The following is a 16,103-nucleotide window of genomic DNA, read 5'->3' on the forward strand; positions in this document are numbered from 1 at the left end:
GTGCATGCCAGCCGAACAGCCGGATCCTGATCCCTTGGCGCCGCATCCCGAGCGCGACATCGTGCTCGACACCACGGCGCTGCGCGTCCTGGCGCACCCGATGCGCCTGAGCTTCCTGCACTACCTGCGCGACCACGGCCCGGCCACCGGCCGCAGCCTCGCCGGGCACTTCGCCCTCGACTCCGGCGCGGTCAGCTACCACCTGCGCAAGCTCGCGGCGGGCGGGTTGATCGAGGAGGACGTCGAGCGCGGCACGCGGCGCGACCGGTGGTGGCGGGTCGCGCGGCCGGCGCTGTATCACGATCCTGCCACGCACCCGAGCGGTGACGGTCAGGAGGATAGCCGCACCTATCTGCACTCGACGCTCCTTGCTTACGGTGACGCGCTTCGGCGTTACGCGGCCGAGGTTCCGCATCTCGGCGAGGACTGGCTGAACGTCACGATGACCAGCGAGCGCTCCCTGCGGCTGGCGCCGACCCAGCTCACCGAGCTCAAGAGGGAACTCGTGGCGACGATCGACCGCTATCGCGACCTGCCCGAGCTGCCTGACTCGCGGCCGGTGTCGATCCACATTCACGCGCTGCCACCGCCGGAACGATGACCGCGAACCGCGCGGCGTCCTGCGCTCGGCCACCGGCCGCAGCCTCGCCTGGCCGCACGATGAGCGGCGGCGTCCTGCGCTGGGCCAAGGCCTGCACTCGCGTGGACACGTGATGAGCGGCGGCGTCCTGCGTTGGGTCAAGGCCTGCACTCGCGCGGACACGCGATGAGCGGCGCTGTCCTGCGCTGGGCCAAGGCCTGCACTCGCGTGGACACGCGATGAGCGGCGCTGTCCTGCGCTGGATCGTGGCCTACACCTGCTCGGTCGGCGGCGACTCCGTCTACTTCGTCACCTTGTCCTGGGCCGCCTCGCGGTCGCTCGGGCCCGCGGCGGCCGGGACCGTGCTGGCCATCGGTGCGGTGCCCCGGGCGGTGCTGATGCTCGGCGGCGGTGTGGTCGCCGACCGGTTCGGGCCGTGGCGGGTGCTGATCGGCAGCGATCTCGTGCGCTGCGTGCTGGTCTCGGCGGCGGCGCCGGCGGTCGTCGGGCACGTTCGGCTGGCGGTGCTCGTGGCGCTCGCGGTCGGGTTCGGCGTCGTCGACGCGCTGTTCATGCCCGCCGTCGGAGCGCTTCCGCCGGTGTTGGTCGCGCCGGACCAGCTGGCGCGGGTGCAAGGGACGCGGGTCCTGGCGGTGCGGGCCGCGAACCTGGCCGGGCCGGTGCTGGCCGGTCTCGCGCTCGGCCTCGGCGGGGCTCCCGGGGCGTTCCTGGTGGCCGGCGCGCTGTTCGGCGCGTCGCTGGTGATGCTCATGACGCTGCGCATTTCGCGCCGCGCTGCCGTCGTAGCCGGGCCGGGACAGAGCCTGCGGAGCCAGTTCGGCGAAGGGCTGCGCTACGTCCGGCAGCACGCCGAACTGCGCCGCCTGGTGATCGTCATCGGGCTGAGCGAGCTGTGCTTCAGCGGCCCGATCGCCGCCGCCGTGGTCATGCTGGTCGCCGAGCGGCACTGGAGCGGTGCGACGGCGGGCTGGATCCTCGGGGCGTTCAGCGTCGGCGGCGCGGCGGTCGCGGGGGTCGTGGCGGCGCTCGCCGAGCGGATCGACCGGCCGCGCCTGACGGTCGCCGGCTCGCTGGTACTCACAGCGGTGCTGCTGCTCGTCTGGGGCGCGTTCGGACGCGTCGGCGCGGTCGCGGTGTCCGCCGTCCTCGGCGCGACCACCGGTGTGACGACGGTCGTCGCCAACGCGCGGTTGCAGACGGCGACGGCCCCGCAGTTCCTCGGCCGGGTCACGTCGGTGACGACGCTGTGCACGCTGGGTCTCAGCCCTCTGCTGTTCCCCCTGGTCGGCGTGGTGTCCGCGGCGTGGGGGAGCGGGGCGTTCTTCGCCTTGTGCGCCGTGGTGTGCGTGGTGGCCGCCGCGATCAGTTCCCGGTCTGCGCCGTCTGGGCGACCGACAACCGCTCCCGCGGATGCGCTCCCGACTCCAGCTCGTCCACGAACGCCACCGCGTAGTCCTCGGCGCTGATGCTGCTCGCGTCCGGCAGGAGCTCGTCGCCGATGCCGAGGCGGAAGGCGCCGGTGCGCTCGCCGGGGCCGACTTCCGGGGCGGGAGAGATGTAGGTCCAGGTCGGCAGCGTCGGGTCGGCGCGCAGCGAGTCCAGAACGGCGGCGTGCGCCAGCGCCTCGGGCTTGTACATCGCGGGGAAGTCGGGCAGGTCGCACAGGCGGGTGTCCGGGGCCACCAGCAGGGAGCCGGCGCCGCCGACGATCACCGTGCGGGGTGCGCCGCCGGCCCGGACGCCGGACAGGAAGTCGGCGTAGAGCTGGACCAGGGGAGCGCGCGGGTCCGTGCCGTCGCGCGGCGGCACCAGGGCCGAGGCCACCACGTCGGCGCCCCTGACCAGGTCCGCGACCTGGCTCGGGTCGCTCGCGTCGCCGACCGCCGCGGTCACCTGGCCGTCGACGCCCTCCGGCGCCCGGCCCGACCGCGAGACCGCGGTGACGTTGTGTCCCCGGGACGCCGCCTCCGCGGCGATCCGCGAGCCCATCATGCCGGTCGCGCCGAACACCACGATGTCCACAGCAACTCCCTATCGAACGTCCGTTCCATGGCATGTCCCGTGCCTTCTCAATTGGACATCGGCGCTGCTCGCGGTGCCACCGCGATTGCTGCCGGACTGGCTCCCCCCGGAGATCGACCAGACCAAGCCCCATCCCGCCCGGATGTACGACCCGGACGACCGTGGCGCGAACCCGGGAGGGCTTCAATTTGGCTGGCAGCCCTGACGCCGGCCCCCGGGACCTAATTTTCTGACGCCCCCGCGAGTCGCAACCTCAGCAGAGTGGTGCTCGAGACGGGCAGCCGTTTGAAGACCAGTTCGGCGTGGTTGAGCGGGGCTTCCAGGCCGTCCCGGTGCTTCCCGCCGATGACGTCGAGGACGATGTCGTACGGGTCGTGGTCGGCGAATTCCTTGATGACTACTGCCTTCACGACTGTTCCATTCAGGGAAGGGGCGCAGGACTACCGCGCGGGGTTGTTCGAGTTCTTGAGGTCGGCCACCAACTGGCGGGCCAGGTGGGTGGCGGAGGCGGGGTTTTGGCCGGTGTAGACATTGCGGTCGACGACGGTGAACGGCCGCAGCGGGATGCGACCCTTTTCATAGACGGCGCCGTCTGCGCGCAGCCGGTCTTCGAGCAGCCACTGGGCTCTGCGGCCGAAGCTGTTGAGCTTCTCCTCGAAGTTCGACAGTGCCGTCATCCGGTAGCCGTCGAAGGGCCAGGTGCCGTCGGCGTTCCTCGCGGCGAACGTCGCGGCGGGCCCGTGGCACAGCAGCGCCAGTGGCTTGCCGAAGTGCAGGGCCGCGGTGAGCAGCGCGCCGGACACCGGGTCGGTCGCCAGGTCCTCCATGGGGCCGTGGCCGCCGGGGTAGAAGACGAGGTCGAAGTCGGCCGGGTCCGTGCCGGCCAGTACCTCGGGCTGGTCCAGCCGGGGTTTGATCGTGGCGAGGTATTTGGCGACCTCGCGCAGGGTGGTCGGCCAGCCGGCGGTGAACGACATGGACAGTTTGTCCAGCGTCGGGGTCTTCCCCTCCGGGGTGGCGATCGTGATGTCCCACCCGGTCTCGGTGAAGATCTTGTGCGGCATCGCCAACTCCTCGCCCCAGTAGCCCGAGGGGTGGTGACGGCCCGGCCGTGGAGCCGTGGCCGGCGGAGTTGACCGCTGACCTTCGATCCCTTGAGACTTGTCGCGGCTTGTCAGGGTGGGGTCACGGTCAAAAGGGGGTCGGTATGCGTGCACGCCGGATCACGACCATGTCGATATCAGCGCTCTCCATCGCGGCGCTGGGCGCGCCGATGGCGGCTGCCGCCGACGCCGATCCGACCGCGCCGGTGACGCTTCGCGTGGGTTTCACCGGCACGTGCTCCGACGCCGCGCCGCGCGCCGACGGTGCTCTGTACTGCACGCTCGCCGGTGCGACCGCCGCCGCCCAGCCCGGCGACTCGGTGCTGGTCGGAAAACTCGGAGCGACGGACAAGATCGCCGGCTCGGGCGCACCGGGCAAACCGATCACGGTCTTCAGCCATTACACCGACCAGACGTTCACCGACAACAGCTGGCAGACCGTGGTGAGCGTCACCGGGCAGCACGACGTCGTGGTCCGTGACATCCGGCTGGGCGGCCTGGACGCCTCCGGCTCGTCGGCGCTGACCGTGAACCACGTCCTGGTCACGCCGCACTACTTCGTCTCCGGCGACAACGACTCGGCTCCCTTCGCGATACGGCTTTCCGCGACGACTGACTCGACCATCACCGACAGCCACGTCGAGCCTGACAACAGCGATGGCACCAACCTGACAGTGGGCATCCTCGTCGAGAACGGGTCGGACCGCACGACGGTCAGCGGCACGATCATCGGCGACGTCTATGGAACCGGTGTCCAGGTCACCGACTCGAAAGACGTGCGCCTCGTCTCGGACACGGCCGCCGGCAACATCGCCGACGTCGTCCTGTCCGGAGCCTCGACCGGCGCCGTGGTCGAGAACGACATCCTCGCCGACGGCGACCCCCAGCCGGCCCTCACCGTGGCCGCCACGGCGATCGCCAACACGCTGGTGGGACACAACCTTTTCGGCAGCACTGATCGGACGACGTCGGTTCTTTGGGGAACCAGTGCGTACGCGACCGGCCAAGCTTTCGACACCGCGCATCTGGGGTCGGCGGACCTGGACGGTGCGGCGCAGCTCGACACCTCCAACGACCCGGACTGGCCGGCCACGCCCCAGGAGTACTTCGTCGCGCCTTCCTACGGGCTGACCTGGAATTCCCCGGCGATCGACTCGGCCGACGCGGCCGCCCCCGGTGAGCCGGCCGTCGACCGGGTCGACGACCCCGACGTGACGGACACCGGATCCGGACCGGTCGGCTACGCCGACCGCGGCGCCCGCGAGTTCACGGGCATGCAGACCAGGCCGTTCACCGCCACCGCGGCGCTGGGACTGTCACCGCAGAACTACTTGGACGCCACCGTGTCCACCGACGGGATGTTCCAGTGGTCCGGCCCGGTGTCAGCCCTTTATTCCTACGGCGACGGATCCGCCCCGACGAGTCAGAGCACTCACCACTACCCCGCAGCCGGGACCTACCACGGCACCGTGACGTTCACTGGCGAGAAGGGTGAGACGGCGACAGCGAGTTTCACCGCCTCCCCGGCCCCCACCAAGGTGACGCCGGTGGTGTCGTCCTTCCAGCCGAACGCCAACGATCCGCACGTGGTCACGATCAACGCTTCCTGGGGACCGGGCGCGACATACGACTTCGAATTCGGTGACGGGCAGTCGGACAAGGACAACGGCTCCGGAATCTCCGACCACTACTACGCGGCATCCGGCACCTACACCGTCACTGTCACGGTCCGCGACCAGAACGGCTGGACAGGCACCGCGTCCAAGCAGGTGACCGTCACCATCCCCGGCGAGGCGCCACCGCCGTCGGCCGGAGCGGGCGGGACCGTCACCCGCGTGGGCGGCCGGGACCGCTACGAGACCGCGATCGACGCCTCACTCCGCCAGTTCCCCGGCGGCACTGCGAAGGCCGTCGTCCTGGCCCGCGGCGACGCGTTCGCCGACGCGCTGGCCGGCGGACCGCTGGCCGCACGCGTCGGCGGCCCGCTGCTGCTGACCGACCCCAAGAACCTCGGCACGCCTACCGCGGCGGAGATCGACCGGGCCCTCGGCCGCGACCATTCCCGGACCGTCTACCTCCTGGGCGGGGAGTCGGCGATCAGCCCGGCGGTTGAGAAGCAGGTGCGTGCGCTCGGCTACCGGATCGTTCGTTACGGCGGCGCGAGCCGGTTCGACACCGCGCTGAAGATCGCGCAGGACGGCATGGGCGCCACGGCCACGGTCGTGGTGGCCCGCGGCGACGACTTCGCCGACGCGCTGGCGGCCGGACCGCTCGCGGCCAACCGCGGCGCCGTGCTGGTGCTCTCGGACAAGAACCGCATGGATCCGGCCACGGCTGCCTTCGTGCAGGCCCACCAGACCGTGATCGCGGTCGGCGGGCCGGCTTGGGACGCCGTGGCGAAGCAGGTCCCTGCCGGGGGCAGGCAGATCGAGACTGCCGTCGGCAACGACCGTTACGCCACAGCGGCAAACACCGTTCGGCTTTTCCATTTGAGCGCCGTGACCCTGTTCGGTGTGGCGACCGGTACGACTTTCCCGGACGCCCTGTCCGGCGGCGCGCTGATGGCCGCCGCCGGACAGCCGCTGCTGCTCACGGACCCGCACGCGCTGCCGGCCGACACCGCCCACGAGCTGACCGTCGACGGGAAGCGCACGGAGAACGTCACCCTGTTCGGCGGGCAGGCGGCGATCTCCGACTTCGTCGAGGAGCAGATCGCCGCATTGGTGGAGCCGCGCCCCTGACGCTGCCTCAAGGAGGTCCGGCGATCAGGGCTGGTCGAAGAACCCGGGCACGCCGAACGCGACCTCTGCGTTCCTGCGGGGCTCGGAAATGCGGATAGGTTGGCTGACCTGCGGTTCAGGCGGCAATCTGGTACTCGTGGGTGAGTCCGCCGAGGATGGCCTTCCGGTGGATCCGGTAGTCCGCGAGGTTGACCGGGGCTGGCGGCCCGGTCTCGGCTTGGGCCGGGGTCGACTGGCCGAGTGCACGGTGCGGCCTGGCCTCGTTTCGGTGTGCCGGATAGCTGGTCAGGGTCCGGCGCAGGTGTTCTTCGTTGACGTCACGATGCGGATTCCCTCATCGAACACCGCGTCGAACCCGCGGACACGCCGATCCCGACCATGCTGCCGACTACCTGCTCGTCGTCCGTGACGGCATAGCCATCAAGCCATCAGCGGCGCACTCGGTGACACGGCGTCGCTGCGCGACGCCCGCACGACCGCGTACCCGGCGGCGTCCAGCGCGGCGGCGACAGCACCGCCGAGAGTTCCACTCGCACGGACAACGATGATTTTCATCGTGCCATTGCCGCCCGCGCGTATCGGCGTCCGGCTCAGACGACGATGCCCGCGACGATGGCGATGACACCGGCCAGCACCAGGAAGGCGCCCAGGACTAAGCGGGTCTCCTTGCTGAGCTCGTGGTGTGCGTCGTCGTCGCGGTAGCGCCACTTCCCTTCGCCGACCGAGTACTGCCAACTGCGCTTCGGCGTAAACCGGCCGCCGAAGCTGGTACCGACGAAGCCGCTCCCCACCAGGCATCCCACGACAATCAGCAGGCTTCCGAGATAGATCCCCGTGATCACCACTCCACAGTACGCGCGAGTCGCCCCGGCTACTAGGCCATCGGAGCGAATCTGCGGCATCCGGCGCGGAGAGTGGGACAAAGCCCTGTCACGAGCCCGCTGAGCAGGGTCGCCATGCTGGTCGCGGCGGTTGTGCTGGCCGCGTGGGCGGGTCGGAGAGCACGCACCATCCCGTGTCCCGGCCGACACCGACCGCTGCTGTGAGCGTGCCGCTGCATCTTCGGGTGCTGTCTCGCCCGGCGCCTGAACCGGCGCCGCCGCCTGCGCCGGTCGTCGATCCGGAGACGCTTCCGCAGACGCTCTGGGGAACGTCGCCGGCGACTACGACTACCGCCTGCTCGGGTACTTCGACCTGGACGTGCACGCCGCGCACCGGCTGCTCGGCACGGGTGCGCAGCGCGCTCGGCTGGTCGGGAACTGTTGCGGCGTCTGAGACTCCCATCTTGGCGATGAACTGCAAGACGTGCCTGACGCCGCACGCACCTAACGGGCGAGAGAAGCAGCATCATCACCTTCTTGAACCACGTCCTGCAGCGCCACCGCCGCGACGAGCGCGGCGCAGAGCACCTCTGTCAGTGAGCTGATGCGCCGTCTTCCCGAGCGCCGGCCCGGGGGAGATGCGGCTGAGTCGGACGAACCATGTCTGAACCTTGACATCGGCCGAAACCCTTCGAGGAAAGGGCGAACGCCCACACCCCACCGGTGATCACACACCGCCGACCGTCGAAGGTAACTGCGGCGGGATGACACACGCACGACAATCACCCGTTGATCGCTTCAAATCACTGGCTGTTCGCATCAAAACACCGACCGGGCCGCTGGTTGGCCCCCTGACCCGTGGTTAGAGTGCGCGCTGAGTCTGTTCCGGATCATGAAGCGGCACGGTCTGCGGCCGTGCGCGGTCTTTGGGGGATTGGGTGGCTGACACCGGTCGTTTCATGAGGTCTGACAGGACCCGACGCCGACGGCGTGAGCGGGTCGTGGCAGTCCTGGCGATTGCAGCGTTGGGTGTGGGGGTGATGTCGTCGCCGTCGAACGGCGCGACGCCCGCACCGCCGAAGTCGAAATCGACGTTGGTGAAGTACAAGGGCAAGGCCCGCACGCTGGACTCCACGGTCGCCGGTGCGGCGTGGAAGCCTTCGCCGATCAAAACGCCGCCGCGCCCGAAGACGTTGGCGTTGACGGCTACCGGGTTCCCCGCCGCGGCCACAGCCGACGTTGCCGTTGCCGCGCATGCATCGACGATGGCGACTCAGGATTCGAACGCGGCGTCGCCGAGTCTGGTCCAGGCGGCCGGTACGCCGGTTCTCATCGGTGCCCCGGCCTCGCAGGCGGCCCGTAGCGCGGCCTCGGCGGCTGGCTTGGGCGCTGATGCGACGGCGGTGGTGGCTCCGGCGAAGGTGACGGTGTCGGTCGCTGATCACGCCGCGGCCACCGCCGCCGGTATCAGCGGCGTGGTGGTGTCACTCACTCGTTCCGATGGCCAGACCGGCCCGGCCTCAGTCGCTGTGGGCTTGGATTACTCCACGTTCGCCCGGGCGTTCGGCGGTGACCTGCCGGACCGGTTGCAGCTGGTGGCGTTGCCGTCGTGTGCTTTGACGACGCCGAAGGTGGCTGCGTGCCGTACGCAGACCTCGGTGAAGTTCGTCAACGACGGCGCGGGCAAGAAGCTGACCGCCACGGTGACGCTGCCGGGCGCCGCGTCGCCTGCGGCTGCTTCGAGTTCGTCGTCCTCTGCGGCGCCGAAGGCGCAGGCGATGGTGCTGGCGGCGACCTCGACGCCGGCGGGCTCGACCGGTTCTTACAGCGCCACGTCGTTGTCGGCCTCGAACAGTTGGGGCGAGGGCGGCGATACGGGGTCGTTCACCTACTCCTATCCGATCGTCACGCCGCCGTCTCTAAGCGGAGCCGGTCCGAGCGTCGCTTTGTCGTATGACTCCGGCAGTGTGGACGGTAAGACCGCGGTGGAGAACTCGCAGCCGTCGTGGATCGGTGACGGCTGGGACTACGGTCCCGGCTACATTGAGCGGACCTACACACCCTGCGCCAAGGCGATGCCGACAGCCTTCCCGACCTCGGCTGACAACTGTTTCGCCCGGGACAAGAACGGCAATCTGCTGCCGGCTTTGACGATGTCGTTCGGGTCGCATGGTGGGCAGTTGGTGCCTCTTAACTCCTCCAACACCTCGTTCGCGCTGCCGACCGATGACGGTACCCGGGTCGACGTGCTCTACGGTCAGATCAACAACGGCACCCGGACTGGTGAGTTCTACCGTGTGCGTAGCCCTGATGGTTCGGTGGCGTTCTTCGGCGCCATGATTCTGCCGGATTCCAGTGCGATTACCGCGGCGCCGGGGTCGACGGTTCCGGGCAGCAGTGGTTTGACGGACGGTTCCACGTGGATTGAGCCGGTGTTCAACGATGCTGCCTCGTCGGGGTGTCAGGACCCGACGAAGGTGACCAACCCGCAACCGGCTGGTTCGAACTGTATGCAGGCGTGGCGGTGGAACGTCGACTATGTCATCGACGCGCACACGAATGTCACGAGGTACAGCTACATCCCGGAGACCAACTACTACGGGTTCGGAACCGCCAAGGCTCCGATGTGGTACGAGCGCGGCGGTGTGCTGAAGGAGATCGACTACGGTTTCCAGCTTGCGGATCTGCAGGGCGGCGCTACTCCGACGCCGGCTGCGAGCGTGGCGTTCAATACCGCGACCCGCTGCGTGGACCCCAACACTGACGGCGTTTATGCTTCCACCTACGGTGAGGGCGCGCCTGGTTGTGGCGGCGCGTCGTTCGACACAATCGCCTCGGCCAGCATGGTCGACACCCCGGTGGACTTGAACTGCCCCTCCACCGGAACCGCCAACAACCAGTGTCAGATCCAGTCGCCGTCGTTCTGGACCTCGCGGCGTCTGGCGTCGATCGTCACCCAGGTCGACGTCAACGGCAACCTGCAGCCGGTCGACCACTGGGATCTGTTCAACCAGTTCCACACACTGGACACCGCGAACTCGCCGATGTGGCTGGCGGCGATCCGCCGCTGCGCGGCCTCGGCGGTCGGAAACAACGGCCTGTGCCCGGCGGCGAACGGAACTGCCAACCAGCCGGTGCTGCCGGATGTGCAGTTCATCCCGCAGGTTCTGGCGCAGCGTGTTCCGGGTGTGACCGGTACGAATGTGCCGGCGAACCTGCCTGCCTACCAGCGTGAGCGGATCGCCGAGATCTTCGATGAACTCGGCGCCACCACCGCCGTCACCTACGACGACCCGACGCTGAACCCCTCCACCGGCAAGAGCAACTACGCACCTCTTGGCTGTACCGCCCCGCCGGCGACCACCCCGGACTGGCACAACACCCAGCTGTGCTACCCAGAGTATTGGACCGCACCGGGGACGAGCGGACCGTTCACGGACTGGTTCCAGAAATATGTGGTCACTGGGATCAGCACCCAGGACAACACGCATGCGCAGAACGCACCGGCGGCGGTGACCACTGCCACCTACGTCTATGGCAGCAGCTCCAGCAGCATCTACAACACCCCCACCGCCAACGGTGCCGGCGTGGCGTGGCACTCGAATGACTCGGAGCTGCTGACCGACCCCAACTCCCGCACCTACGACCAGTACCGCGGCTTCGCAGTCGTGACTGTCACCACCGGCTCCTCCACAGACGCCCCCGGACATCCCCAGGCGCAATCCATTACTACCTATCTGCGGGGTATGGACCAGGACCCTGACAAGGCTGCAGCCGCCGCGGGGTCGTGTACGTCGGGAACTCTGACGGTGGTGAAGGACTGCACCCCGTTCAACTTCACCGACGACCTGTCCGGCGTGGCCACCCGCGACGACAACGCGCTGGCCGGGACCGTCTTCGAGACCCAGACGGTCGACACCGTCGGGAAGAACGTGTACTCCACGGTCGCGACAGTGCCGTGGATGTCGACGCCAGTCGCGCAGCACACCCGCGTCAGCCCGCTGCCGACGCTGCGTTCGTTCCAACTCGGCACAGCCCGGTCGATCACCCAGATGCCGTTGGCAGCCGGCGGCAACCAGGTCACCGAGAACCGGTACTGGCACGAGCAGTCGCTCGGCGGCGCCGTCATTGCCTCGGACACCCTGCCGGCGAACGACGCTGATGGCAGCGCCGAGGTGTGCACCACCACCGGATACGCGGCACCTGACCCGAGCAAATCGTGGATGACCAGTTACACCAACCGGACCACCACCACATCCGCTCCGTGCGCTTACGCCTCGCCGGTGTATTCCGGTGAGCCGCCGGCGGCACAGGCCACCGGCGCGGTGCTGTCCGCTACTCGTTCCTACTACGATAATGGCGGCACCTGGCCGACGACCGTGGTCAACGGCAATGTGACGCGGACCGACGCACAGGTGGACAACGCGCCGACCTGGCAGAAGCGCTCCACCAACGGATTCGACGGCTACGGGCGTACGGCGTGGACAACCGATGCAGCCGGGTCGAAGACGACTACCTCGTACAACCCGTCCACCGGTGCGTTGCCGACTGATGTGACGGTCACATCCCCGGCGCCGTTGGCCGGTGGTGCCGGTTGGGTGACCAAGACGCTCTTCGATCCCACACGTTCGTTGCCGTTGTCGGTGACCGACCCGAACGGCCGCGTCACCAACGTTTCCTACGACGCTTTGGGTCGCACCTCGGCGGTGTGGTTGCCGGGTCGGCCGTACACCCCGGGCGGTAGCAGCAACCCGTTGCCGAACAGCCGGTTCTCTTACACGGTCAACGGCATGCCTGCCGGTGTCACCACGGCCACGGCCTCGGCCACGGTGGCGCCGTCAGTGGTGGAGACCGACAGCTTGTTGGAGGACGGCGCTTACGGGGTGTCGACCACGTTGCTGGACTCGCTGGGCCGGACCCGGCAGACCCAGGCGACGCCGCCGTCGGATGACCACGGCCGGGTCGTCACCGACACCACCTACGACAGTGTCGGACGCGTTGAGGCGGTCTCAGGGCCCTACTACGACTCCACGACCAGCCCGTCGGGTTCGATGTGGATCCCGGCCAGCCAGTCGGCGATCCCCAGCCAGACTCAGACCTGGTACGACGGCCTGGGGCGCACCACCGACTCCATTGTCGTTGCTTCCGGGGCTGAGTTGTGGCGCACTCACACCGACTACCACGGCGCCGACCGCGTCGACGTGACACCGCCCGCCGGGGGTGCACGGACCTCCACCCTCACCAACAGCCGCGGCAAGACCATCGCGCTGTACACGTACCACGCCGGTGCGGCATTCGGCGCGACTGACCTGGTCGATGCCGACGCGCTGAACTACAAGTACGACCCGCTGGGGAACCTGACCGAGGTCGACCAGCGTGCGGACAACTCCGGTGACGTCAACAAGTGGACGTTCGGGTACGACATGCTCGGCCGGAAGACCAGCGCCGGTGACCCGGACGCTGGGAACTCCACCTACGGCTATGACCTGGACGGCAACCTGCAGACGACCACCAGCGCCGTCGGCAGCGCGGTGCAGAAGTCGTTGTTCTATACCTACGACCTGCAGAACCGCCGCACCGCCGAATACGCCGGCACCTCCACGTCTGGCACCGAGCAAGCCTCCTGGTCCTACGACAAGGTCCCGGCGCTGACCGCTGCACAGTCCCTGGCGAACCCGGGTTCTGACACGCTCGGCAACGTGGGTCGGGCTGCTGGCTCGATCCGCTATAGCTCCAGCGGCCAGAAGTACACCGAGTCGGTCGGCGGTTTCGATGCTTCCGGCAACCCGCTGAGCAGCAGCGTGGGCATCCCCAACGCTGACGGCAACGGCGCGCTGGCCGGCACCTACACCACCACCAACCACTACACCGCGCTCGGGCAGCTGACCAGGACCGACCTGCCGACCGGCGGCGATCTGCAGCCGGACACCGTCGGCAACGGCTATGACGTGCACGGTCTGCTGGTCGGGACCACCGACTCCTACGCCGACCTGCTCATCGACTCCGCCTACAGCCAGTTCGGCGAGCCGGAGCGCCGGGTGATGGGCGACTACCCCAACCAGATCGTCCAGGACACCATCTACGACCAGCCCACCCGCCGCGTCACCAACTCCACGGTCTCCCAGTTGGCGTGGACCGCGCCGATCGACACCACCACCTACACCTACGACCCCGCCGGCCACATCACCGCCGCGGTCGACATCCAAGGCAAGGCAGCCTCCTACAACAGCACTACCGGGATCGCCTCGGCGAATGTGGCTACTGATGCCCAGTGCTACCACTACGACTACTCCGGACGTCTGGACGCGGCCTGGTCCGACACCGGCGCGGTCAACACCTCGCTGATCACGGTGGTCAACGGCCAAACCCAAACCACCACCACGCCGCTGAACGGCACCGACTTCGGCACCGTCAGCTACCCCGGCGGCGCTCCCGGCGGCTCCGGACAAGCCAACACCACCACCGCACCCACCACCGGCGGCCTGGGATCGTGCGCCAACATCGCCCCCACTCAGGGCGTGAGCTCTGCCACCTGGCAGATCGGCGGGCCGCAGCCCTACGGACAGGTCTTCAGCTACGACGGATACACCGGCAACCGCATCCAGGAGCAGGACTACAACGCCGCCGGTGCGGTCACGAACACCAGCAAGTACAACTACAACGCCCCCGGCGCCAACCAGCCGCACGTCCTCAACAGCGTCACCCATACCGCCGGCAGCAGCCCCGACCAGTACCAGTACGACGCCGCCGGCAACACCACCAGCCGTGCTGTCGCCGGCCAACCCACCCAGAACCTGTCCTGGGACGCCGAGAACCGGATGTCCGGCGACACCGACGGCTCCGGCGCCGCCGCCTCCTATCTGTACGACGCCGACGGCAACCAACTCATCCGCCGCGACGTCACCACCACAACCCTCTACCTCGGCGCCACCGAGCTGCACCTGGACCTGGGCCACAACACGGTCACCGGTGACCGCTACTTCACCTACCCCGGCGCCCCCACCATCGTCGAATCCGGCGGCGCGAGCCCCCACCTGTCCTACGAAGCCGGGAACCTCCAGGGCACCGCCTCCACCACCATCGACGCCTCACCCACCACCGCCGACCAAGCCGTCACCGCCCGCCGCGCCTACACACCCTTCAACACCCCACGCGGCACCAGCCAACCCAACGTCTTCGGCACCTTCCTCGACGACCACACCTTCCTCGGCAAAACCACCGACGGCTCGACCGGCCTGGTCGACATGGGAGCCCGCAAATACGACCCCACCACCGGCCGCTTCATCTCCATCGACCCGATCCTCGAGTCCAACAGCCCGCAAGACATCGGCGGCTACGTCTACGGCAGCAACGACCCCGTCAATTCCACTGACCCGACCGGACTCGACCCCGGCGGCATGGACTGCGTCACGCCCGCCGGCGCACCCATCAAGTGCACCGCCGGCGGCGCGCCCGGCACCTCCAATACCGACTGCTGGCCCACCTTGCAGGGATGCCCCGGATACGTGGCGCCCGCCCCGACGTCGAACAAGACTTCAACAAAGACTTCGACCAAGCACGCATCCGCCGTCGACACCGCGTCGAAGGTCCTGGGCCCGGTCCCGGACGGTGACACCCTCGCGGAGTACGACCTCCGCTACCAGCCGGACGGATCAGGCCTGGACAACCAGGCTGAAGCGTTCGCGCAGTGGTACCTCCAGACACAGTGCGGTGACCCAAACCTCAGCGGCATCGAGTCGGACCAGTGCAAGTACGCGCAGCAGATGGCAAATGCCAACAGGGGCAGCAGCGGCGGCCTCATAGACGGCCTCCTGGAATCTGCTGCCATCGCATTCGCTGTCGTCGAGACAGCAGAAGCGGTCAGCACATGCACTGGTGAAGAAGGCGACCCCGCCGACTGCGCAAATCAGGGAGCCGCTTCCTTCTGCTCGGTCGTCGGCATGGTAGGCGGGGACTGCAGCGCAGCCGGTGCGCCACCGGAAGTGACGGTCGGTCCGGAATGCAACAGCTTCACCGCATCGACTCCCGTGCTCATGGCCGACGACAAGAGCGAGCCCATCGACGATGTCAAGATCGGGGATGAAGTCGAGGGCACGGACACGACATCCTGGGCGAAGGGGCCGCACAAGGTAACGGCTCTGATCCGACACTCCGGACCACACAAGATGGTGGACGTCACCCTTGCCGGCGGCGCGACCATCCAGGCGACAGACCAGCATCCGTTCTGGGACCAGACCACCCACAAGTTCACCTACGCCATCGACCTCCGTCTCGGCGATCTGCTGCGGACTCCGGACGGACAGTACGTCCGTGTTCAGGCGACTCGCACGTATGAAGAGAACCTGACCGCGTACAACCTCACCGTCGACGGGGTTCACACGTACTACGTGGTCGCGGGCGACGCACCAGTCCTCGTCCATAACTCAAGCTGCGTCGTCGACGCGACTGGGTACGCATGGGCGCCTGACCGTGCTGATACATCCGTTCTCGGACCGGGTCAGGCCTGGAGCCCGAGCCAGGGCACGCCAGTCCTCGGCCGCCAGGCGGACACCGCGATAGGGGGAACGATTCCAGGGTATACACACTTGGATATCCCAGACTGGGATCCGGAGAAGAACGACGCATGGGTCCAGACGATCATCGATCAGCGAGGTACGGCCTACACCGGTACGTCCACAGAATCCTATTGGAACAGCGATCGCAATGAGCCGACTGTTTATGCGCGCGAGGTCCAGCAATTTCTGCAAGCCGGATACACTTGGTCTGGAAACTATCTAGTTCCTCCATCGCCCTGAAACACACAATCGCTACATGG

9 protein-coding genes are annotated in these 16,103 nt (G+C 68.2%); 4 read left to right on the forward strand and 5 right to left on the reverse strand.

The features are described from left to right. Window positions 1-4: 4 nt before the first annotated feature. Together ABH920_RS36165 and ABH920_RS36170 are read left to right on the forward strand one after the other, a co-directional pair. Entirely contained in the window at window positions 5-601 is a 597-nt protein-coding gene (locus ABH920_RS36165) for an ArsR/SmtB family transcription factor (protein ID WP_370353765.1), read from the forward strand. Between the two features lie 218 nt (window positions 602-819). Next, the gene (locus ABH920_RS36170) at window positions 820-2,067 is read left to right on the forward strand and encodes an MFS transporter (protein ID WP_370353766.1); all 1,248 of its coding nucleotides are present in this window, start codon (window positions 820-822) and stop codon (window positions 2,065-2,067) included. Here the strand turns inward: ABH920_RS36170 and ABH920_RS36175 are convergent. From ABH920_RS36175 to ABH920_RS36185, 3 genes are all read right to left on the reverse strand, one after another. Continuing rightward, a complete protein-coding gene (locus tag ABH920_RS36175) occupies window positions 1,964-2,623 on the reverse strand; it encodes an NAD(P)-dependent oxidoreductase (RefSeq protein ID WP_370353767.1) in 660 nt (219 codons plus the stop codon). The two genes, ABH920_RS36170 and ABH920_RS36175, sit on opposite strands and share 104 nt — an antisense overlap. 221 nt (window positions 2,624-2,844) lie before the next feature. Next, entirely contained in the window at window positions 2,845-3,033 is a 189-nt protein-coding gene (locus ABH920_RS36180; protein WP_370353768.1) for a hypothetical protein, read from the reverse strand. A gap of 30 nt (window positions 3,034-3,063) precedes the next feature. Then, a complete protein-coding gene (locus ABH920_RS36185; RefSeq protein ID WP_370353839.1) occupies window positions 3,064-3,774 on the reverse strand; it encodes a type 1 glutamine amidotransferase domain-containing protein in 711 nt (236 codons plus the stop codon). Between the two features lie 56 nt (window positions 3,775-3,830). Here ABH920_RS36185 and ABH920_RS36190 point away from each other — a divergent pair, with 56 nt between their 5' ends. Further along, entirely contained in the window at window positions 3,831-6,467 is a 2,637-nt protein-coding gene (locus tag ABH920_RS36190; protein ID WP_370353769.1) for a cell wall-binding repeat-containing protein, read from the forward strand. 420 nt (window positions 6,468-6,887) lie between these two features. Here the strand turns inward: ABH920_RS36190 and ABH920_RS36195 are convergent, their stop codons facing one another. Next, window positions 6,888-7,022 carry a hypothetical protein gene (locus ABH920_RS36195; RefSeq protein ID WP_370353770.1) on the reverse strand — a complete coding sequence of 45 codons (135 nt, stop codon included), beginning with the start codon at window positions 7,020-7,022 and terminating at the stop codon, window positions 6,888-6,890. Window positions 7,023-7,057: 35 nt separating this feature from the next. After that, complete coding sequence (locus ABH920_RS36200; protein WP_370353771.1) at window positions 7,058-7,309, reverse strand: hypothetical protein; 252 nt, start codon at window positions 7,307-7,309, stop codon at window positions 7,058-7,060. A 1,019-nt stretch (window positions 7,310-8,328) separates the two neighbouring features. Here ABH920_RS36200 and ABH920_RS36205 point away from each other — a divergent pair. Further along, on the forward strand, window positions 8,329-16,083 hold the full coding sequence (locus ABH920_RS36205) for an RHS repeat-associated core domain-containing protein (RefSeq protein WP_370353772.1): 7,755 nt from the start codon (window positions 8,329-8,331) through the stop codon (window positions 16,081-16,083). Window positions 16,084-16,103 lie beyond the last annotated feature (20 nt).

It is taken from the genome of Catenulispora sp. EB89 (assembly GCF_041261445.1).
Classification (GTDB): Bacteria; Actinomycetota; Actinomycetes; order Streptomycetales; family Catenulisporaceae; genus Catenulispora.

What these genes read in the sequence shown, in the direction of transcription:
- ABH920_RS36165 (WP_370353765.1), top strand. Translation starts at nt 5, where the DNA reads ATGCCAGCCGAACAGCCGGATCCTGATCCCTTGGCGCCGCATCCCGAG.
- ABH920_RS36170 (WP_370353766.1), top strand. Translation starts at nt 820, where the DNA reads ATGAGCGGCGCTGTCCTGCGCTGGATCGTGGCCTACACCTGCTCGGTC.
- ABH920_RS36190 (WP_370353769.1), top strand. Translation starts at nt 3,831, where the DNA reads ATGCGTGCACGCCGGATCACGACCATGTCGATATCAGCGCTCTCCATC.
- ABH920_RS36195 (WP_370353770.1), bottom strand. Translation starts at nt 7,022, where the DNA reads ATGAAAATCATCGTTGTCCGTGCGAGTGGAACTCTCGGCGGTGCTGTC.
- ABH920_RS36205 (WP_370353772.1), top strand. Translation starts at nt 8,329, where the DNA reads ATGTCGTCGCCGTCGAACGGCGCGACGCCCGCACCGCCGAAGTCGAAA.